The sequence below is a fragment of the Sphingomonas taxi genome (genome assembly GCF_000764535.1).
GTDB lineage: Bacteria > Pseudomonadota > Alphaproteobacteria > Sphingomonadales > Sphingomonadaceae > Sphingomonas > Sphingomonas taxi.
Genome location: NZ_CP009571.1, coordinates 478,661 through 498,985 on the forward strand (window position 1 = coordinate 478,661; position 20,325 = coordinate 498,985).

At 69.2% G+C, this 20,325-nt stretch carries 15 protein-coding genes; 3 read left to right on the top strand and 12 right to left on the bottom strand.

Annotation, left to right across the window (positions count from 1 at the left end; genetic code table 11):
* Nucleotides 1-87: 87 nt before the first annotated feature.
* From MC45_RS18550 to glpK, 9 genes are all read right to left on the bottom strand, one after another.
* Nucleotides 88-2,034 carry a methyl-accepting chemotaxis protein gene (locus MC45_RS18550; protein WP_038658922.1) on the bottom strand — a complete coding sequence of 649 codons (1,947 nt, stop codon included), beginning with the start codon at nt 2,032-2,034 and terminating at the stop codon, nt 88-90.
* A gap of 50 nt (nt 2,035-2,084) precedes the next feature.
* The gene (locus MC45_RS02115) at nt 2,085-2,561 is read right to left on the bottom strand and encodes a chemotaxis protein CheW (RefSeq protein WP_038658924.1); all 477 of its coding nucleotides are present in this window, start codon (nt 2,559-2,561) and stop codon (nt 2,085-2,087) included.
* A gap of 4 nt (nt 2,562-2,565) precedes the next feature.
* Nucleotides 2,566-4,509, bottom strand: a complete 1,944-nt coding sequence (locus tag MC45_RS02120) for a chemotaxis protein CheA (protein WP_038658927.1) — start codon at nt 4,507-4,509, stop codon at nt 2,566-2,568.
* Nucleotides 4,506-4,874, bottom strand: a complete 369-nt coding sequence (locus MC45_RS02125; protein WP_038658930.1) for a response regulator — start codon at nt 4,872-4,874, stop codon at nt 4,506-4,508. The genes MC45_RS02120 and MC45_RS02125 overlap by 4 nt, the downstream gene beginning before the upstream one ends.
* The gene (locus MC45_RS18810) at nt 4,871-5,185 is read right to left on the bottom strand and encodes an STAS domain-containing protein (RefSeq protein WP_038658933.1); all 315 of its coding nucleotides are present in this window, start codon (nt 5,183-5,185) and stop codon (nt 4,871-4,873) included. The genes MC45_RS02125 and MC45_RS18810 overlap by 4 nt, the downstream gene beginning before the upstream one ends.
* Nucleotides 5,186-5,477: 292 nt before the next feature.
* A complete protein-coding gene (locus tag MC45_RS02135) occupies nt 5,478-5,954 on the bottom strand; it encodes a cupin domain-containing protein (protein ID WP_081974299.1) in 477 nt (158 codons plus the stop codon).
* Nucleotides 5,951-7,057, bottom strand: a complete 1,107-nt coding sequence (locus MC45_RS02140) for a Gfo/Idh/MocA family protein (RefSeq protein ID WP_038658936.1) — start codon at nt 7,055-7,057, stop codon at nt 5,951-5,953. Before MC45_RS02140 ends, MC45_RS02135 begins: the two co-directional genes overlap by 4 nt.
* A gap of 270 nt (nt 7,058-7,327) precedes the next feature.
* Nucleotides 7,328-9,613 (bottom strand): TonB-dependent receptor, encoded by a 2,286-nt coding sequence (locus MC45_RS02145; RefSeq protein WP_081974300.1) that lies wholly within the window; start codon nt 9,611-9,613, stop codon nt 7,328-7,330.
* A 254-nt stretch (nt 9,614-9,867) separates the two neighbouring features.
* Nucleotides 9,868-11,358 (bottom strand): glycerol kinase GlpK, encoded by a 1,491-nt coding sequence (gene glpK / locus MC45_RS02150; RefSeq protein ID WP_038658939.1) that lies wholly within the window; start codon nt 11,356-11,358, stop codon nt 9,868-9,870.
* Between the two features lie 75 nt (nt 11,359-11,433).
* Between glpK and glpD the strand changes: the two genes are divergently transcribed.
* The 3 genes from glpD to MC45_RS02165 all read left to right on the top strand — a co-directional run bounded on the left by glpD (nt 11,434) and on the right by MC45_RS02165 (nt 15,398).
* Entirely contained in the window at nt 11,434-12,915 is a 1,482-nt protein-coding gene (gene glpD / locus MC45_RS02155) for a glycerol-3-phosphate dehydrogenase (RefSeq protein WP_038658941.1), read from the top strand.
* A gap of 117 nt (nt 12,916-13,032) precedes the next feature.
* On the top strand, nt 13,033-14,388 hold the full coding sequence (locus tag MC45_RS02160) for a carboxylesterase/lipase family protein (RefSeq protein WP_038658944.1): 1,356 nt from the start codon (nt 13,033-13,035) through the stop codon (nt 14,386-14,388).
* Entirely contained in the window at nt 14,385-15,398 is a 1,014-nt protein-coding gene (locus tag MC45_RS02165) for an SMP-30/gluconolactonase/LRE family protein (protein ID WP_245640819.1), read from the top strand. The genes MC45_RS02160 and MC45_RS02165 overlap by 4 nt, the downstream gene beginning before the upstream one ends.
* Before the next feature lie 13 nt (nt 15,399-15,411).
* On the opposite strand, the gene MC45_RS02170 is transcribed toward MC45_RS02165, so the two are convergent.
* The 3 genes from MC45_RS02170 to MC45_RS02180 form a co-directional block, all read right to left on the bottom strand.
* Complete coding sequence (locus MC45_RS02170; protein WP_081974301.1) at nt 15,412-15,837, bottom strand: bactofilin family protein; 426 nt, start codon at nt 15,835-15,837, stop codon at nt 15,412-15,414.
* A 4-nt stretch (nt 15,838-15,841) separates the two neighbouring features.
* Nucleotides 15,842-17,050, bottom strand: a complete 1,209-nt coding sequence (locus MC45_RS02175) for a M23 family metallopeptidase (protein ID WP_052075768.1) — start codon at nt 17,048-17,050, stop codon at nt 15,842-15,844.
* 210 nt (nt 17,051-17,260) lie between these two features.
* Complete coding sequence (locus tag MC45_RS02180) at nt 17,261-20,254, bottom strand: ligand-binding sensor domain-containing diguanylate cyclase (RefSeq protein WP_038658947.1); 2,994 nt, start codon at nt 20,252-20,254, stop codon at nt 17,261-17,263.
* Nucleotides 20,255-20,325: the final 71 nt, after the last annotated feature.

Sequence of the window (20,325 nt, forward strand, 5' to 3'; positions counted from 1 at the left end):
TCGGAGGCGCTGCGTCGCGCGTCGAATGGGGGGCGTCGTGACGCCGGTGGTGGATCGGATGGCGATCGAAATGCCATCCGATCCCGGTCAGGCTGCGCGGCCGAAGTCGGCGTCCTCGGCATCCGGGCCGCCGGTGTTGAGGTCGAGCGCATAGCCGCGCACGCGCGACTGCTGGTCGGCGATCGTCCCCGGCTTCGCCTTGGTCAGGCTGGCACTCTTCGTGCCTTTGATCGGCACGCGGCGACGCGTCGAAGCGGTGGCGGCGATCGCCTTGCGCGCCGGTTGCGCGGGACCGACGTGATCCGCGTCGGCAAGACGGAAGAAGGCGATGCTCTGCTGCAATTCCTCCGCCTGATCGGCGAGCGAATCGGAGGTCGACGAGATCTGCTCGGACGCCGAGGCGTTCTGCTGCGTGACCTGATCGAGCTGCTGGATCGCCTGATTGATCTGCGCGGCGCCGATGTCCTGTTCGCGGCAAGCGGCGCTGATCTCGGCGACCAGCTCGGCGGTGCGGCGGATGTCGGGGACGAGGCGGATCAGCATGTCGCCCGCCTCGGTGGCGGCGCCGACTGTGTCCGTGGACATCGCGCTGATCTCGGTCGCGGCGGCCTGGCTGCGCTCGGCGAGCTTGCGCACCTCGGCGGCGACGACCGCGAAGCCCTTGCCGTGATCGCCGGCCCGCGCCGCCTCGACTGCCGCATTCAGCGCGAGCAAATCGGTCTGACGGGCGATTTCCTGCACGAAGCCGATCTTCTCGGCGATCGTCCGCATCGCGCCGACCGCGCGCTGCACGGCGGCGCCGCTGCGCTCCGCCTCGGTCGAGGACTGGCGTGCGATCTTCTCGGTCTGCGCCGCATTGTCGGCATTCTGTTTGATGTTGGCAGCCATCTGTTCCATCGACGCCGAGGCTTCCTCTGCGGCGGCGGCCTGTTCGGTCGCGCCCTGGCTGACCTGTTCGGAGGCCGAGGACAATTGCTGGCTGCCGGCGCCGACGCTCGCGGCGGCGGCGGTCGCATCGCCGACGACGGTGCTCAGGCGCGCGATCATCGTGACCAGCGCACGGCCGAGGACATCCCTGTCGGACAGCGGCGTGTGATCGACGGTGAGGTCGCCGTTGGCGATGCGGTCGGCAAGCGTCGCCATCGCGTTGAGATTGACGGTCATCGTCGTCAACAACCGGCCGACCTCGCTGCTCAGGCCGCCATAATCGCGGTCGAGCCGCTGCGAGAGGTCGCCGACCGACACCGCGGCAACGACGTTCGAAATGTCGCGGAACGCCGCCTCGACCGCCTGTGCGCTGCCCAACATCCGCCCGACCTCGTCGCGGCGATCGGTCGCGAGCGGGGTGGCAAGCGTGCCAAGCAGCTCGGCGACGCGGCCGACGGGGCGCGCGATCGTCACCGTCATGCTGAAACCGATCGCGACGAGCAGCACCAGCGTCAGCGCGGTGCCGATGAAGATCGCGCGTTCGATGGTGGCGAATGCAACCGTCTGATTGGCCTGACGCTCGGTCATCAGCCGGTTTTCCTCGTCGGTCACCGCGGCGATCTCGGCGCGCAGGCTGTCGAACACCTGCTTGCCGGCGCCGCTGATCTCGATCTGGCGTGCGTCGCCGACGGTCTGCGGATTGCCCATCAGGTGGATGGCACGCTCGGCGACGCGGTCGTGCCAGTCGTCGACCAGCGTCTTGATCTTCTGCAACCGCTCCTGCTGGCGCGGATTGTCCGCGGTCAGTTTGCGCGCCTCGTCCCAGGCGGTAGCGAGATCGGTCGCGCCCTTGCGATAGGGTTCGAGGAATTTGGCGTCGCCCGACAGCAGATAGCCGCGATAGCCCGTCTCCTGATTGACCGCATTCTCCTGGATCCGATTGGCAGCGCCGATCACCGCGAACGTGTGCTGGTTCATCTCGGTCGCCGCCCTCAAGTCGTTGGACTTGTTGTAGATGACCGTATTGGCGCCGATCGCGAAGAGCAGCAGGATCGTGAAGCAGACGATCAACTTCTTCGGTATCGACAGATTAGTGAATGCGTTCATGGCGGTTTCTCCCCCCCCGGGTGATTATCGTGCGGCTGTCGGCCGGCAGGTCAGTGGACGACGGTCGCGAAGATGGCGTCGAGGTCGGGCAGGACGACGATCTCGCCATGGTGCTGGATGAGCCCGCGGATGTGGTCGCGGCGCCAGCGCATGCCGATCGCCGGTGCCGCTTCGCAATCGGTCGACGACAGGGTCGTCACCTCGTTGACCCGGTCGGCGCGCAGGCCGATCAGTTCGAGCGTCTCGCCGACCGGCCGCTCGATCACGACGATGCGATTGTCGCGGGTGGTGTCCGCCGGCGCCATGTCGAACGCCCGGCGCAGATCGGCGAGGGGAATGACGCGGCCACGGAAGTTGATGACGTGGCCGACCAGCGGATCGGCGCCCGGCACCGCGGTCTCGGGCATCAGGTCGAGGATCTCCTGCACCAGCACGGCCTCGATCGCGAAGGTCTCGCCGCCGACGCCGAAGGACAGGACCTCGAGCGTGCCGTCGGCGGTCCAGGGGAGGGGAGTGGAATCGGTCATGGGCTTATCCCGCGGCCTGCAGCCGCTCCTCCCGGGGCTGGGCGAGATCGACCAGATGGCCGATGTCGAGGATGAGGGCGACGTTGCCGTCGCCGAGGATGGTGGCGCCCGAGAAGGAGCCGATGTCGCGATGCAGCGCCGACATCGACTTGATGACGGTCTGGTGGTTGCCGATGATCTGGTCGACGACCAGCCCGACGCGTTCCGCGCCGATCGAGACGACGACGATCTTCTGATAGGGGTCGGGCGCCGTACCGGTGGCGAACAGGTCGCGCAGCCGGACGAACGGCACCAGCCGGTCGCGCAGGCTGATCAGGCTGCGCCCGCGCGAGCGGATATCCTCCCCGGGACTGAGTTCGAGGCATTCCTCGACCGCGGCGAGCGGCAGCACGTAGCGGCCTTCGCCGACGCGGATGAGCAGCCCGTCGATGATCGCCAGCGTCAGCGGGATGCGCAATGTGATCGTCGAACCCTCGCCGTCGACCGAGGCGACATCGATCGTGCCGCGCAGCGTCTCGATCGTGCGCTTGACGACGTCCATGCCGACGCCGCGGCCCGACAGGTTCGTAACTTGCGCGGCGGTCGAGAAGCCGGGTGCGAAGATCAAACCCAGCAATTCCCCGTCGGTCAGCACCTGGCCGGGCTGGACGAGACCGTTCGCCTCCGCCTTGGCGCGGACGCGGCCGCGGTCGATGCCGCGACCATCGTCGCGGATCGTGATGACCACCTCGCCGCCGGCCTGATGCGCCGCCAGCCGGACCGTGCCGGTGGCGGGCTTGCCCGCGGCGGCGCGGACATCCGCCGTCTCCAGGCCATGGTCGCAGCTGTTGCGGACGATATGGACGAGCGGATCGAACAGGCGTTCGACGACGGTCTTGTCGATCTCGGTCGCCTCGCCGTCGGTGACCAGCTCGATCGCCTTGCCGGTGTCGCGCGCCAGATCGTGGACGAGGCGGCGGAAGCGGCCGAACAGCGTGCCGACCGGCACCATGCGCAGCCCCATCATCGTGTCGCGCAATTCGCCCGACAGCCGCTCGATCTCCTCGGACACCGAGCGCAGCGCGACGCCGCCGTCCTGATGCGCGAGCTGCGACAGCCGGCTCTGCGCGATGACCAGCTCGCCGACGCGATCCATCAGCAGGTCGAGCCGCTCGGCGGGCACGCGGACGCTTTCCGCCGCCGGCTTGACGGGCAGCTTCGCCTCGTGCTGGCCTTCGTCGTCGACCGGCGCGGCGGCGACCGCCTCCGCAGCCGCGGCATCCGGCGCGTCCGGCTCGATCGCTTCGATCTCGAGCGTCATGTCGTCCATCACGAAGATGAACACGTCCTCGATCGCCTCGCGGCTGATGTCGCCGGTCAGCGTCACGTCCCAGCCAAGATGGCAGTCGGTCGGCACCAGCACCGGCAGCGGCGGTACCGCGTCGGTCCGCACCGCGATCGTGCACGCGCCCAGCTCGCGCAGTTCGTCGAGCAGGGTCAGCGGGTTGGTGCCGTTGCGCATTGCATCGACGGGCAAGCGGAAGAACAATTTCCAGCCGCGCTGCGCCGCGGCGGGCGCCGCGACAGCGACGCCATCGGTCTGCGCGGCGGCGACCGCATCCGCCAGCCGTGCGAGGATCGCCTCGCCTTCGCCGGTATCGGGATCGCCGTCGACCAGCGCGCGCATATGATCGCCCGCCGAAAGGATCACCGCGACGAGCTCCTCGGTCGCAGGCACCTCGCCCTTGCGGACCTTGTCGAAGGCGCTCTCGCAATGATGGGTGAAGGCGGCGAGCGCGTCGAAGCCGAACATCGCGCCCGAGCCCTTGAGCGTGTGCAATCCGCGGAACACCGCGTTGACCAACGCGGTGTCGCCGAGGTGATGGCCGAGGTCGAGCAGCCCCTGCTCGACCTGGTCGAGCAGTTCGGCGGCCTCGACCCGGAAGGCGGCGGCGGGATCCTCGGTCATCTGCCGAGCACCTTGCGCGCGGTCTTGACGAGCTGTTCGGGCACGAACGGCTTAACGAGCCAGCCGGTGGCGCCCGCCGCCTTCGCCTGCGCCTTGATGTCGCCGTCCGATTCCGTCGTCAGGAACAGGATCGGCACGCCGGCCTGTTCGGGCTGCTTGCGCAACTCGCGAATCATCGTCAGCCCATCCATGTTGGGCATGTTGAGATCGGTGACGATCAGATCGAACCGCGTTTCCGCGGCCTTGGCGAGCCCCTCGACGCCATCGCCCGCCTCGGTCACGGCATAGCCCGCGCCCGTCAGGGCGATACGGATCGCCATGCGCAAACTGGCGCTATCGTCGACGGTCAGGATGGAAGCGGTCATTGCGGCAATTCTCCGTGGAACCAGAAGGTGATGTCGGCAGGCGACGCCGCCGCCAGGAAGCCGGCGCGATCCAGCAGCGCGGCGAGCGCCGGCGAAGCGGGCTGGGCAAGCGTCACCGCCGCGCCGCCTTCCGCAGCATTTCGCCGCGCCGACTCAATTAGTTGCAAGATACTAAGGTCCATATTGCTGGCCGTGGCGAGATCTAGGCAAATGCTGTCATGCTCGGACGCAGCATCCCGTAGACGATCGGCAATATCCCCGACCGTCTTCAGGCATGCGTCATCATTGAGCACCAACGTCATGGTGGTCATGTCTCGATCGCCTCATTGAATTATAGCACCGCAACGCCGTTTGCCGGCAGGCCGATGCTAAAGCGGGCGAGACAGCTAACGACTGCCTTTTGGTCAGTAATGGATTTAAAAGGCGTTAATGCGCCAGGTGCCGCTGCTGCGAAATCATCGCGTGCGTGCAATTCGGCCGTTCGCGCTTGTACCGGCGACAGTCGAGGACGGTTCTTAGATTATAGCGCGGGCGCGGTGCAACCGATCCGCATTTGCGGCGGATCGGTTGCGACGGCGAGGCAGGATCACCGCGGGTCGATCGTCATCGGGCGGTGGACAGTTTGGTGCCGAGCAGGACCAGCCGCTCGCCGGTGATGCCGAACCAATGCGGCACGCCGGCGGGCACGAGGAAGACGTCGCCGGGCTTCAACGTCCGCGTCGTCCCGCCGACGATACGGCTGCCCTCGGTGAGATCCGGGCGGGTCGGCTTGGCGTCGGCGAGCGTCCCGCCCGAGATCATCGTACCGGCGCCGTCGACGACCATGACATATTCCGCCTGTGCGGGATGGACCGCGGGACGGCCGGGCGACTTCCAGATCTCGAGCGCGGCGACATGGCCGTCGGCCTGCACCAACGGCTGCCACGCGAACCCCTGGCCCGGCTTCATCGCCTTGGCCATCGTGGCGATCTGCGTCCGCACGTCCGCGGCGGCGGCGAAGCGGGCAGGGTCGCTGGTCTGCGCCGCCAGCGGCGCCGCGACCAGCATTGCCAGTGCGGTGCAGAGACGCAGGCCGGTCATGCGCGGCCGTCCAGCCGGATCGTCCGGCCTTCGCGTGCCGAGCGGTAGATCGCTTCGACGATGCGCATGTCACGCAGCCCTTCCTCGCCGGAGACGATCGGTTCGCGTCCGCTGCGCACGCATTGTGCGAGGTGGTCGAGCTGGCCGGCAAATTGCGTCTTCGCGGGGCCGGCGGGCGGCGTCACCTCGCGCTCGCGGCCGTCGCGCCCCAGCCACATGTGGTTGCCGTCATAGCGCGTCGCCGGCTCCAGCTCGATCCGGCCCTTGTCGCCCATCAGCAGGATATGGTTCTGGTTGGCGCTGTACATCGACTGGCAGCCGGCGATCGCACCGGACGGAAATTCCAGCGTCCATTCGATCATGTCCTCCACCTCGGTGAAGCGCGGATCGCGCCGATCGGTGGATTCGCGCGCGGTGACCGCGATCGGCTCCTCGCCGGTCATGTAGCGCGCCGCCTGCAGACTGTAGACGCCCATGTCCATCAGCGAGCCGCCGCCCGCCAGCGCGCGCTTGAGCCGCCACGCCGACGGGCTGCCCTGGGTGAAGCCATGCTCGGTACGGACGTAGCGGATCTTGCCGGCGGCGCCGGTGCGGGCGAGCCGCATCGCCTCGAGGTTGAACGGCTCGAAATGGCAGCGATAGCCGATCATCAGCTTGCGGTTCGCCTTCTTGCAGGCGGCGATCATCGCCTCGCATTCGGCGACCGACACCGCCATCGGCTTCTCGCACATGACGTGCTTGCCGGCCTTGGCGGCGCGGATGGTATATTCGGCGTGCATCGAATTGGGCAGGCAGACGTAGACGATGTCGACGTCGGGATTGTCGCGGATCGTGTCGAAATTGGCGTAGGAATAGACCGATCGGGCGGGCAGGCCGTGCTCCGCCGCGACGCGCTGTGCCTTGGCGGCATCGCCGCTGACCACCGCGGCGAGGCGGCTGTGCGTGCAATTGGCGAATTGCGGGATGATGACGCCGAGGCCGTAGCTGCCGAGCCCGACGATGGCGTAGCCGAGCGGCCGGTCCGGCGCCGCCCGCCCGATCGCGCTGGAGCCGACGGTCAGCGCCGCCGCCGAGAGTAGGAGGTCACGACGTCCGATGTCCATGTCAGGCTCCGATGTGCAGGATAAGCGGCGCGCCGGATGATGCGCCTGCCGCGGGCCGCGACGGATCGAACGCCCGCATCGTGCCGCACCGGGGGTGGCATCCGATCGCCATCATCCACCTCCTCCCGACCGGGGCTCGCCCGGCCTGTTGCGCCGCTTCGACGAGCGATCTGTCTGCCGCCGCGACTCACGGCTCGCCACCTTGGTAGTCGAGGCGGTCAGACAGATACAAGCGGGATTGTCGTCTCTTATCCGAGACTTATACTCAGGTTAGAAGTTGAGCCCGACGCGGAGGCCGCCGTAGCGGCGATAGTCGCGCGGCAGCATCGCGACGGTGGCGACGCGATTGTCGAAGTTGCTCGCGACGTTGACCATCGCGCTATAGTGGCGCTGGTCGAACACATTGTCGAGGAAGGCGACCGCTTCCCAGCGATGCGCCTGATCGCGCACGCCGAGATTGACGTTGACGATGTGATAGGCGTTCTGCAGCACCTGCGGGTCGCGCGGCGCGTAATAGAGCGCACCCTGATATTGCCACGCGACCTGGATCACGCCGCGCCGCTGGTCGTCGAGCGCCGGCGAATAGTCCGCGATCGCATTGATCCGCCACGTCGGGGCCTGTGGCAGCCGTTCGCCGCTGAGGTTCTGGCGACGGGGATTGCCGGTGCAGCCCAGCGCCTCGCTCTGCAACGCATAGCAGGGCGCGGAGGGGAAGGAGACGTAATTGGCGCGCAGATAGGTCGCATTGCCGGTCAGCGTGACATCGTCCGTCGGCCGTACCGAGCTTTCGACCTCGATGCCGCGGGTCACCAGCCGGCCGACGTTGGTCAGCCGGTTGATGAACGTGCCATCGGGGAAGGTCTCGATCGTCTGTGCCTGCAGATCGCGATAATGGGTGTTGAAGAAGGTGAGGTTGAACGTCACGTGACGATCGAACCACTGGCTGCGCACGCCGATCTCCTTGTCGCGCGAGCGTTCGGGCCGGATCGGGCCGCTGTCGGCGCGCTTCTGGTCGAACCCGGTCGACAGGTCATAGGCCTGCCCCTTGTAGCCGGTCGCATAGCTGCCGAAGAGCATCAGGTCGCGGGTCGCCTGATAGTCGAGGCCGAGACGGTAGGTGAAGACGTTGTCGCTGTCGTGGCCGGCGAAATAGCTCTTCGCGGTCGGATCGCGCCGGGCGAGCAGGCGATTGGCATAGGTGTAATCGACGCGTTCGTTCTGGATGCGGCCGCCGGCCGTGGCGGTGAGGTGCGGCACGAACTCCCAGTCGATCTGGCCGAAGCCGGCGATCTGCCGCGAGCCCGCGGTGGCGTACAGGTTGGACAAGGCGAAACCGGGGCCGCGATCGAACGGGCGTTCGAAACCGGTGTTGGCGTAATAGACGCCGAGCGCATAGCGGAACGCCGCATCGTCGGGCGACAGCAGCCGCACCTCCTGACTGAACAGCCGCGACCGGAAGGTGCCGATCTCGCGCGCATTGCCGACGCGCTTCCTGGCGGCGGTATCGTCATAGTCGAAATAGTCGTCGAGCTTGAACCGGTCGTAGCTCGTCAGGCTGAGCAGGTTCAGCGTTCCCAGACTGAGCTCGGTCCGCAGCAGTCCGCCGCCGCCGTGATATTGCGTACCCGAGCGGGCGTTGTAGGCGACGTTCTGATTGTCCGGACCGATCACGACCCCCGGCAGCACGACCGCGCTGGTGAGGGCGGGATCGCCGCGCAAACGCGCGTCGGGAGACATCGCCACGAACGGTCGCGCGGCGGTGGAATTGCCGGTCAGGTAATTGCCCGACAGGGTGAAGGTGAGCCCGGGACTGGCCTTCCAGCGCAGCTTGGCGCGCGAGTTGAGCGTCTCGCGGCCATTGGCGCGCTTGCCGTTGTCGAGGTTGCGGGCGTTGCCGTCCCAATGCGTGTAGCCGCCCGAGAAAACGAAGCCGAGCGTATCGGTCAGCGGCCCGGTGACGCTCAGCTGCTCGGCGAATTCGTGATCGCCGGTGATGCGCGCGTTGGCGCGGATATGCAGCTGGTCGGTCGGCTGCGTTGTCATGATCTTGATGAGGCCGGCCGAGGCCGACTTGCCGTACAGCGTGCTTTGCGGCCCGCGCAGCACCTCGATCATCGCGACGTCGGGCAGGTCGGTGATCGCACGCGCCAGAAACGCCACCGGCGCGCCGTCGACGGTCACCGCGACGCTCGATTCCACCCCGATCGCATAAGCGAAGGTGCCGATGCCGCGCATCGCCACGTTGTAGTTCACCGGATGGTTCGCCGGCCGAATGACGAGCGACGGCATCACCTTGTCGAGATCCTGGAAGTGATGCGCGCCCTGCGCGTCGAGCTGCGAAGGCAGCACCACCTGGACGGGCATCGGCACGTTCTGGAGGTTCTCGAACCGCTTCTGCGCGGTCGTGGTGACGATGATCGCGCCATCGGCGTCCTCGGTGACGGTCCCCGGTCTGGGCGCGGGCGCCTGCGTCTGGGCGGCGGCCGGCGCTGCCGCGAGTGCGGCAGCGGAGGCGGCGATCAGGCATCGCGCCTGACGCGAACGACGATAGTGCATCAAAGTCCCCCTGGTTCGTGATATTTGTCCAGGTCTTGTAGAGACTCCGCGAGGCTCGCCGGCGCAGCGGCGTTGCTTTTCACCGATTATGGGTTTCTTTTCAAAGCGGCCGTATCCTTACGGACACTGGGAGCGCCCGCGATGGAAAATAGAATTTAGCGTTTGTTGCGATATGTTTGGCCATGGACATCGCCGTCTAAGGCCACGCTTGACTTGCCGTTGATGCTCCGGATTTCCGATCGCTGCGCCTTAACTTAGCGCGTACTCAACGTCCGCCGTACGGCATCATGCCAGCCCGCGGCGAGCGGCGCGCGTTCCTCCGCGCGCATCGTCGGCACGAAGCAGCGGTCGCGCGACCAGAGGCGGGCGAGATGATCGAGCCCCGACCAGACGCCGGTGGCGAGGCCGGCGTGGAAGGCGGCCCCGCGTGCGGTCGTCTCAAGGTCGGTCGGGCGTTCGACCGGGGTGTCGATCATGTCGGCGAGGAAGCCGCACAGCCAGTCGTTCGCCGCCATGCCGCCATCGACGCGCAGGATCGCCGGATGGCCGCCGCCGTCGGCCGCCATCGCTTCGGCGAGGTCCATCGTCTGGAACGCCACCGCCTCCAGCGCGGCGCGGGCGAGATGCGCCGCGCCGGCGCCGAGCGTCAGCCCGAAGATTGCACCGCGCGCGTCCGGGTCCCAATGCGGCGCACCGAGCCCGGTGAAGGCGGGGACCATGTAGACGCCGTGATTGTCGGGAACGCGGGTGGCGAGATCGTCGGTCTGGCTGGCGTGGGTGATGACGCCGATGCCGTCGCGCAGCCATTTGACCGCGGCGCCGGCGATGAAGATCGATCCTTCCAGCGCGTAGAAGGTGCGTCCGTCGAGCCGATAGGCGGGGGTGGTGAGCAGCCGATGCTGCGAGGCGACCGCCTCCGTTCCCGTGTTGAGCAGCATGAAACAGCCGGTGCCATAGGTCGATTTGGCCATGCCGGGCTCGAAGCACGCCTGCCCGAACAAGGCGGCCTGCTGGTCTCCGGCGATCCCCGCCACCGGCACCGCGGCGCCGAGCAGGTCGGGCTGCGTGATGCCGTAGACATAAGCGTTGTCATGCACCTGCGGCAGCATCGCCGCGGGCACGCGCAGCAATCGGCACAGCTCGGCGTCCCAGTCCTGACGGTGGATGTCGTAGAGCATCGTCCGCGACGCGTTGGTGATGTCGGTGGCATGCACCGCGCCGTCGGTCAGCCGCCACAGCAGGAAGCTGTCGATCGTCCCGAAAGCGAGCTCGCCACGCTCCGCGCGGTCACGTGCGCCCGCCACGTTGTCGAGCAGCCAGGCGACCTTGGTCGCGGAGAAATAGGGATCGATCAGCAGCCCGGTGCGCGCGCGAACCAGATCCTCGGCATCGTCGGCCTTCAGCTCCTGACAGCGTGCCGCACCGCGCCGATCCTGCCAGACGATCGCCCGATGGATCGGCTCGCCGGTGGCCCGGTCCCAGATTACTGCCGTCTCACGCTGGTTGGTGATGCCGATCGCGGCGAGATCGGCGGCGGCGAGGCCGCTGTTCGCGAGTGCGGCACGCGCGGTGGCGAGCGCGTCGCGCCAGATGTCTTCCGGATCGTGTTCGACCCAGCCGGGTGCCGGATAATGTTGCGCGAATTCGGCCTGGGCGATGGCGACGCGGCGGGCGGCGCCGTCGAAGACGATCGCGCGCGTCGAGGTCGTGCCCTGATCGATGACCAGAATGTGCGTCTTGGCCATCCGTCTCTCCTGTGCTTCGTTTCGCTCCGGGATGCGGTATTGCTCGCAGCGCGACGAAAGCGAAGGATTTTGACGATGGAACGGGGGCCGGACGAGAGTGTCGACGTGCTGGTCGTCGGCGGTGGCATCAACGGGACCGGCATCGCACGCGACGCGGCGGGGCGGGGGCTGTCGGTGCTGCTGGTCGAGCAGGACGATCTCGCCAACCATACCTCGTCCGCCTCGACCAAGCTGATCCACGGCGGGCTGCGCTACCTCGAATATGGCGAGTTCCGGCTCGTCCGCGAGGCGCTGATCGAGCGCGAGCGCCTGTGGGGGATGGCGCCGCACATCATCTGGCCGCTGCGCTTCGTACTGCCGCAGACGCATTCGCCGCGGCCGGCGTGGATGGTGCGGGCAGGGCTGTTCCTCTACGATCATCTCGGCGGCCGCCGCAAACTGCCGGGGACGCAGAGCGTCGCGCTGGCGCGGTCGCCGTTCGGGCAGGGCCTGTCCGAACGGGTCGGCAAGGCATTCGTCTATTCGGACTGCTGGGTCGAGGACAGCCGGCTCGTCGTGCTCAACGCGCGCGACGCGGCGGAGCGTGGCGCGCGTATCGCGACCCGGACGCGGCTGGTGCGCGCGCAGCGCGGCGCGGACGGCTGGACCGCGGAGATCGCCGACAAGGACGGTCACGTCCGGATGGTCCGTGCGCGGGCGCTGGTCAATGCGGCGGGGCCATGGGTCGCCGACGTGCTCGGCCGGACCGCGGGAGCGCGCAACGATCGCGGCGTGCGGCTGGTCAAGGGCAGCCATATCGTCGTGCCACAGCTCTACGAAGGCGATCATGCCTTCATACTCCAGAACGACGACCGGCGGATCGTCTTCGCCATCCCCTACGAAGGGCGGTTCACCCTCGTCGGGACGACCGACGCCGCGTGGGACGCGCCGCCCGGTCGCGCGGCGATCGATGCGGCCGAGACGCACTATCTGCTCGACACGATCGCCCGCTATTTCGAGCACAGAGTCGAAGCGGACGACATCGTCTGGAGCTATGCGGGCATCCGGCCGCTCTACGACGACAAGGCGGCCAATGCCTCGGCGGTGACGCGCGACTATGTGCTCGATCTCGACGCGGGCGAGGGGCAGGCGCCGATGCTGAGCGTCTACGGCGGCAAGATCACCACCTATCGCAAGCTCGCGGAACATGCGCTGCGCGATCTCGCGCCGCTGCTCGGGTCGCAGGCGCCGGCGTGGACGGCGGGGGCGGTGTTGCCCGGCGGCGATCTGCCGGATGCCGATTTTGTGGGCTTCCTGACCGGTTTGCAGGCGCGCTATCCCGAGGTGTCGCGCGATCTGCTGCGGCGGCTGGCGCACGCGTATGGCACGCGCGCGACTGCGATCCTCGACCGCGATCCGGGGCAGGATCTCGGCGGCGGACTGTTCACCACCGAGGTCGACTATCTCGTCGCGCAGGAATGGGCGCAGACCGCCGAGGACGTGCTGTGGCGGCGCAGCAAGCTCGGCCTGCACGTGCCCGCGGGCACGGCGGAGCGGCTTGCCGCCTATCTCGGATGACGCCGCGGCGCCCCTCGACTTTGGTCGGGGTGGCCGGGCCGGATCAATCCAGTCGTTGCCCAAGGGGGCACCGGCGTGTCATCGAGGGGCGGACGAGAAACGACCGGAGAGCGGTGCATGATATCGAAATATGTTCGGCTGGCGCTGCTGCTCGCGGCGGTGCCGGGCGCGGTGGCGGCACAGGACGCGCCGGTGGTGCGCACCGTCGACGGCCCGGTGCGCGGCGCGCGTGCGGACGGGGTCGTCGCCTTCAAGGGCATCCCCTTCGCCGCGCCGCCGGTCGGTGCATTGCGCTGGCGGGCGCCGCAGCCGGTGGCGCGCTGGACCGCGGTGCGCGACGCGACCGCTTATGCCGCCGATTGCATGCAATTGCCGTTCCCGAGCGACGCCGCGCCGCTCGGCACCGCGCCGGCGGAGGATTGCCTCTACGCCAACGTCTGGCGGCCGGCGGGCGACGCCAAGAAGCTGCCGGTGATGGTGTGGATCTACGGCGGCGGCTTCGTCAACGGCGGGTCGTCGCCGCCGACCTATAGCGGCGCGGCGCTGGCGCGGTCGGGCATCGTGGTGACGAGCTTCAACTATCGGCTCGGCCGGTTCGGCAGCTTCGCCCATCCCGGCCTCAAGCCCGCCGACGCGGATTACGGGTTGCTCGATCAGCTCGCCGCGCTGCGCTGGGTGAAGGCCAATATCGCGCGCTTCGGCGGCGACCCCGACAACGTCACGATCATCGGCGAGAGCGCCGGCGGCATGTCGGTCCATGCGATGCTCAGCTCGCCGGCGGCGGCGGGATTGTTTCAACGCGCGGTGATCCAGTCGGGCGGCGACGGGTCGAACCACGGCATTTCGCTGGCGACCGCGGAGGCGGCGGGCGTCGCCTTCGCCAGCGGCAAGGGCATCGCCGCCGACGATCCGCAGGCCGCCGTCAAGCTGCGCGCGCTGCCCGCCGAGCAGGTGGTCAATGGCCTCAATCTCGCATCGATGGGGCAGGGCGGCTATAGCGGGCCGGTGCCCGACGGGCGCACCTTCGTCGATCCACGCACCGCCTACGACGCCGGCCGCTTCGCCAAGGTGCCGGTGATGATCGGCGCGACCAGCGCCGACATCGGCGGTCCGACCGGCGCGATGATCGCCGGCGCGCGCGACATCGCCGTGCTGCTCGCGAGCAAGAATGTGCCGGTCTATCATTATCGCTTCGACTATGTCGCGACCTCCGCGGTGACGCCGCAGACCAAGGGGGCCGGGCATGCCACCGACATCCCGTTCTTCTTCGACACCGCCGCGATCAAATATGGCGCCGCGACCAGCGACACCGATCGCACCGCGGCGCAGACGATCAGCCGCTATCTGGTCAATTTCGTCAAGACCGGCGATCCGAACGGACCCGGCCTGCCCGCGTGGGGCCGCGTTACCGCGACCGCGCGACCGATGCTGACGCTGACCCGCGCCGGCACCGCGCAGGTGGCACCGGAATGATGCCGCTCGATCGCCGCACGATGCTGGCCGGCGGGCTGGCGCTTCTCGCGACGCGCGCCGGTGCGCAGACGCCGGCGGCGCCGCGCGTCCGCCGCATCGCCCCCGGCCTCGACCGGATGATCGTGCCCGGCACGCAGCCCGAGGTGATCGCGACCGGCATCCGCTGGGCGGAAGGGCCGGTATGGGTGCCGGCGGGGGGCTATCTGCTGTTCTCCGATCCGCCCGCCAACCTCATCCGGCGCTGGCAGCGCGGGCGCGGCGCGACGCCGTTCCTCAGCCCGTCGGGCGCCGCGGGCACCGACCCCAAATTGGTCCGCGAAGCGGGGTCGAACGGGCTTGCGCTCGATCGCGGCGGCGGGCTGCTGATCGCCAACAGCGGCGGGCGCAGCATCGACCGCGTCGATCTCGCCACCCGGCGACGGACGGTGCTGGCGGATCGCTACGACGGCAAGCGCTTCAACAGCTGCAACGACCTGCACGTCGCGCGCGACGGCAGCATCTGGTTCACCGATCCGCCCTATGGCTTCGCCGACGGCGATGCCTCGCCGCTCAAGGAGCAATCGGTCAACGGCGTCTACCGGCGCCACCCCGACGGCAAGGTGACGCTGATCGAGGGCGGCCTGACCCGCCCCAACGGCATCGCCTTGTCGCCCGACGAGCGGCGGCTCTACGTCTCGGTCTCCGACGAGGCGGCACCGCGGATCATGGTCTACGATCTCGATGCCGCCGGCAGGCCGGGGGCAGGGCGGGTGCTGCTCGACGCGAAGGCGATGAAGGCGGCCGGCGGGCCGGGCCTGCCCGACGGGATGAAGGTCGCGCGCGACGGGACCCTGGTCTGTTCGGTACCGGGCGGCATGATGCTCATGACGCCCGAAGCCGAACCGCTCGGCCTGATCGAAAGCGGCGCGCCGATCGCCAATTGCGCCTTCGGCGAGAAGGGCCGCGCCCTCTACCTGACCGCGAACGACCGCGTCCTGCGGCTGGCGCTGCGGCCCGGCTGGCAGGGGTAGCCGGGCCCGTGGGTCACTCCGCGGTCCCGTCGGGGTCGTCGCCCTGCCACGTCAGCGGCGGGTTCTCATAGGGTTCGCGGGCGGCCGGCTCGACAGGGATCGTCGTGCCCGGGGCCTCGGCGCCGCCTTTGGCGAACGTGCCTTCGACGCGGGCGCCCTGTTCGATCGTCAGCGTCTCGTAATGCACGTCGCCAGTGATATGCGCGCTGCGCTGGATGACGAGGTCGACGACGACGATGCTGCCGCGCACCGTGCCGGCCAGATGCGCCGACTGGGCGGTGATCGTGCCGATCATCTCGCTGGCCGCACCCTGCACCAGCGCGAGGCAGTTGACGTCGCCGTGGATCCGGCCGTCGATATGCACGTCGGCCGAGGCGGAGAGGTCGCCGGTGATGACGACATCGGCGCCGATCATTGAGAACGTGGCATTCTTGCTCATGGCTTCAGTCGCTACCCTTGTCTGGACCGGAATCTTCGGCGGGGCCGGTGGCCGGGGCTGGGCCGGCAGATTGGCGGACGATCTTCGATGAAACATGGCTGCGCGCCTCTAGGAATGGACGGGGGTTGGTGGGACGGTTGTTGATCCGCACCTCGAAATGCAGATGCGGTCCGGTCGAGCGCCCGGTGGAGCCGATCGCGCCGATCGTCTGCCCCGCGACCACCTGTTGGCCGACATGGCTGCGGAACGCGGACATATGCGCGTAGCGCGTGACGAGGCCGCTACCATGCGTCACTTCGACGCAATTGCCGTAGCCGGAGCGCTGGCCGACGAAGCTCACCACGCCGCGCGCCGCGGCGTAGATCGGCGCGCCGAGCGGGCCGCGGAAATCGAGGCCGGGGTGGAACGATCCGTGCCGCGTGAACGGGTCGGAGCGATAGCCGAAGCCGCTGGAGATCGAATCGACGCTCGCGGGCAGCACCTGCGGCATGCGGGAGCGTGCCTGATCCAGCGCGCTCATCCGCGCCAGGCTGGCGCCGAGCCGGGCGAAGCGCGGATCGATCGAGCCGTCGGCGTTGGTCGACAGCGTGAACAGCGGCCCGCCCATCGCCTCGCCATCGTCGCGCGCGGCGAGCAGCATCTGCGGGTTGATGCCGAGCTTGCGCATCGTCGCGGCATCGGTCGCGGCGCGGCGGTCGGCATAGCGCGTCAGGCTCTCGACGAAGGCGATCTGACGCGCCTCCGCCCGCGCGAGATTACCGGCCTCGGGCACCGCAGCACTGACCTTGTCGATCGTCCGGCGCGCTTCGCCGCTGCTGTTGGTGACGGTCTCGTCGCGCTTGGCGTCGCGCGGCAGCTTGCCGAGATGCGCCTGCGTCACCTTTTCGATGAAGTCCTGCCGCCGCTGCAGGTCGGACGCGACGCCGTCGAGGTTCTTGCGATAGGCGGAAACGCGATTCTCCGCCTTCTCGACCCGCGCCTGGCGGGTGAGCAGGGCATCGATGTCGTAGGAGTCGCGCCAGCGGATCACCGCGAGCGTGGCGATCGAGCCGACATAGGCCAGCACCAGCACCGCTGCACCCATCGCCGCGCGCTTCTGCGTGCGCGCGGAGATGCGCAGGAACCGCACCTGCCCCTGCGAGCGCATGATGAACTCGCGGTCGGGGAACCATCCGTCGATCCGCCCCCGCGCATGGGCAAGCCTGTGACGCAAGCGAGCGCGAGCGAAGCGCTGCCCCGCCTGCCGCGGTTTCGGCTTGTTCAAAGCGATCCCGCTTCCCTTACCCCTGACCCTAGGACGCTTTATAGCGGGCGCGCCGATCCCGGACCGGCGGTTAGGCCACGATGCGCCGCCATCCACGTCGAGGCGCTCCGTACGCACGATGAAGCGAGCGCGTCGGGCGACCCAGACGCGTGTGTGCCGTCAGACGTCCGGGTCGATCGGCGAGAGGCGCCAGGTGCCGCGGCCGGCGCGTTTGGCGTCGTAGAGCGCGAGATCGGCGAGCTTGTAGACCGCCTCGGTCGACATCCCCTCCGCCCGCGCGACGACCGCGCCGATGCTCAGCGCGACCTGAAGACGGTGGTTGCCCGCGCTGACCGGCGCGGTGAAGGCGGCGTAGAGGCGGCGGCACAATTCGTCGATCGCAGGCGCGCCGTCGAGGCCGGCGAGGATGATCGCGAATTCGTCGCCGCCGAGGCGGAAGATGCTGTCGTGCTGGCGGATCGTCGCGCTCAGCCGGTCGGCGACCTCGATCAGCAGCGCGTCGCCGACATCGTGGCCGAGCGCGTCGTTGACCTGTTTGAACCGGTCGAGATCGATCAGCAGCAATCCGAACGGCGCATGCCGCGCGTCGCCGAGGTGGCGGGCGAGCATCTCGCCGTACAATCGGCGGTTGCCGAGCCCAGTCAGCGTGTCGGTGTAAGCGAGCTTCTCCAGCTCGGAGCGGCTGACGAGCAGCTCGGCGGTACGCCGCTCGACCAGCGATTCGAGCTGCCGCTCGCGCTTGCGCGCCGCGCGCAACCGCAGGTTGAGCAAAGCGAGCAGCGCCGCGACGATCGCCGCGGCGGCGGCGATGCGGAACGCGCTCGTCTCGAACCAGCGCGTCTCGACGTCGATCTCCAGCGTCAGCGGCGCGCCGACGACGTGCAGGCTGCCGCGATCGTCCGCGCCCAGCGCGCGGACGACCAATGTCGACCGGCCCGGCGGCAGATTGGTGTAGCGCGCGCTGCGGTGCATCGCATCGACCCGCGTCCAGTCGGTCTCCTGCGGGAACAGACGGTAGACGTAGACCTGATCGCGTGCGGCGGCGTAATCGAGCCGCGCGAAGTCGGCGGTGAGGCTGCGTTCGCCGGCGCCGATGGTCAGCATCCGCCCCGGCGCCGGCACGAAGGCCTTGTCGTTGCCGCGTACCGTGGTGAAGCGCAGCGGCGCGTCCGCCGCCTCGCGCGGCGGCACGGCGGGATCGATCATCGTCAATCCGCCGAACCCGGCGAACACCAGCCGGCCGTCGGGCAGCGTGGCGCCGGCGCCGGTCCAATAAGCGGTGAAGGGGACGCCGTCGGACGCGCGGAGCGGCGTGATCGTCAGGCTGGCGGGGTCGATCCGCGCGATGCCGCCATCGGTGCTCGCCCAGACGTCGCCGTCGCTGCCGAGCAGCAATTTGTCGACGGTATCGTGCGGCAATCCCTCGCGGCGGCCGAGATGCGCCACCGGCCGCCATGCGCCGGCAGTGCGCGCGAAGACGGTGATGCCGCCGCCGATCGTCCCCGCCCATAACCGTCCGTCGCTGTCGCACAGCAAGGTGCCGACGAAATTGGCGCGTAGCCCGTTGGCATTGTCGTCGCCGGGGCGGATGCCGACGACGCGACCGCTGGCGGGATCGACGCGGTTGAGGCCGCGTGCCGTTCCCACCCACAGCATGCCGTCGGGGGTGAAAGCGAGCGAACGGACGCGCAGGTCGGTGAGCGCCTTCGACCAGGGCAGGGGGCGCGGCGGCCCCGGATGGCGCGCATCGACCAGCGCGACGCCGAGGCCGTTGCCGACGTAGAGCCGGTCGCCGTGCAGCAGCACCCGCGACCAGGCCTGCGCCGACAGCCGCTGCGCGCGCCGCCCGTCGAGCGACAGGCGGAACAGCCCGCCCTCGCCGGCGGTGAACGCGGCGTCTGGGGCGAAGGCGATCGACTGGACGTTGCGCACTGCCGCCGGCAGCCGCTGCGGCGGCGCGAGACCGCCACCGGCGGCGGGAGCGAGGCGCGATCCCGGAATGTCCGGCGAGCCGTACCAGAGCGCGCCGTCCGGCGCGACGCCGAGCGACCAGGCGCTGTCGGGCTGTTGCCGCGGACCGGCGCGCAGCGCGTTCACGAGGCCGAGCACGCGGCGCGGGGCGGGATCGACATAGGAGAGCGTCGCGTCGCCGACGATCCACACCAGTCCCGACCGGTCGCGGATCAGATGGTTGAGCCCGTCTTCGGCGAGGCTGGCGGGCAGTTGCGGATCATGCGCGAGGCGCCGCATCCGCATCGTCGCCGGGTCGACCGCGATGATCCCCGCCCGCGACGCGGCCCACAGTTCGCCGTTGCCGGCGTCGATCATCGCGCCGAGCGGCACGGCATGCCCGTCGACCGTGACCGGCAGGTGACGGATGCCGCCGTCGGGCGCGAGGACGTGGAAGCCCGACCCGGCGGTGGCGATCCACAGCCGGCCGTCGCCATCGGCATGCAGCGCGGTGATCGTCCCCACCACGCCGGGGACCGGCACGCCGACGAAGCCGCCGGTGCCGTCGCGGCGGAACAAGCGCGATTCGTCGCCGACCCACAATTGCCCCTTGCGGTCGCGATGCACCGCGCCGATCCGGCCCGGCGGCAGACCCTTGACGAGCGTCGCGCGATGGTCGGAGCCGCGGATGTGGCTCAGCCCGGCCTCGCTGCCGACCCACAGGCCGCCGGCGTCGTCATCAATGATCGCCATGACATGGGCGCGATCCAGCGGCGTGCGGTTGGGCGGGCGATGGAAGCTGTCGGTAAGCGGATCGCGCCACAGCAGCCCCTCGGCGCTCATGCCCAGCCACAGCCGGCCGCCGCGATCCGTGAACAGCGTGTTGACCATCAGCTCCGGCAGCGACCCGGCGCCGTCCGCGGGTTCGGTCGAATAGGTCTTGAAGCCGGTGCCGTCCCAGCGGGCGAGGCCGCCGTCGGTGGCCAGCCAGATGAAGCCGTCGCCGTCCTGCGCGACCGCGCGGGGGAGGCCGGCGTCGGGAATGGCGTCGTCGCGCGCGGCGACCTTGAAGAACAGATCGGCGGCGGCGGCCCAGGGGTCCGCGGTGCGTGGCGCAACGACGGTGACGGGGCGGGCAACGGGGGCGGCGGTCGGGCGTGCCGCCGAGCCGGTCAACGCGCATGCGGCACCCGCCAGACCCATAGCAAAGGAGCACCACCGCCACCGCATGATGCTCCTTTGCCGCGTCGGCGTTGAAGACTGCTTAAAATATG

Bases quoted from the DNA above. Each gene is read 5' to 3' on its own strand.
- MC45_RS18550 (WP_038658922.1), bottom strand. From the start codon at position 2,034: ATGAACGCATTCACTAATCTGTCGATACCGAAGAAGTTGATCGTCTGC.
- MC45_RS02115 (WP_038658924.1), bottom strand. From the start codon at position 2,561: ATGACCGATTCCACTCCCCTCCCCTGGACCGCCGACGGCACGCTCGAG.
- MC45_RS02120 (WP_038658927.1), bottom strand. From the start codon at position 4,509: ATGACCGAGGATCCCGCCGCCGCCTTCCGGGTCGAGGCCGCCGAACTG.
- MC45_RS02125 (WP_038658930.1), bottom strand. From the start codon at position 4,874: ATGACCGCTTCCATCCTGACCGTCGACGATAGCGCCAGTTTGCGCATG.
- MC45_RS18810 (WP_038658933.1), bottom strand. From the start codon at position 5,185: ATGACCACCATGACGTTGGTGCTCAATGATGACGCATGCCTGAAGACG.
- MC45_RS02135 (WP_081974299.1), bottom strand. From the start codon at position 5,954: ATGACCGGCCTGCGTCTCTGCACCGCACTGGCAATGCTGGTCGCGGCG.
- MC45_RS02140 (WP_038658936.1), bottom strand. From the start codon at position 7,057: ATGGACATCGGACGTCGTGACCTCCTACTCTCGGCGGCGGCGCTGACC.
- MC45_RS02145 (WP_081974300.1), bottom strand. From the start codon at position 9,613: ATGCACTATCGTCGTTCGCGTCAGGCGCGATGCCTGATCGCCGCCTCC.
- glpK (WP_038658939.1), bottom strand. From the start codon at position 11,358: ATGGCCAAGACGCACATTCTGGTCATCGATCAGGGCACGACCTCGACG.
- glpD (WP_038658941.1), top strand. From the start codon at position 11,434: ATGGAACGGGGGCCGGACGAGAGTGTCGACGTGCTGGTCGTCGGCGGT.
- MC45_RS02160 (WP_038658944.1), top strand. From the start codon at position 13,033: ATGATATCGAAATATGTTCGGCTGGCGCTGCTGCTCGCGGCGGTGCCG.
- MC45_RS02165 (WP_245640819.1), top strand. From the start codon at position 14,385: ATGATGCCGCTCGATCGCCGCACGATGCTGGCCGGCGGGCTGGCGCTT.
- MC45_RS02170 (WP_081974301.1), bottom strand. From the start codon at position 15,837: ATGAGCAAGAATGCCACGTTCTCAATGATCGGCGCCGATGTCGTCATC.
- MC45_RS02180 (WP_038658947.1), bottom strand. From the start codon at position 20,254: ATGGGTCTGGCGGGTGCCGCATGCGCGTTGACCGGCTCGGCGGCACGC.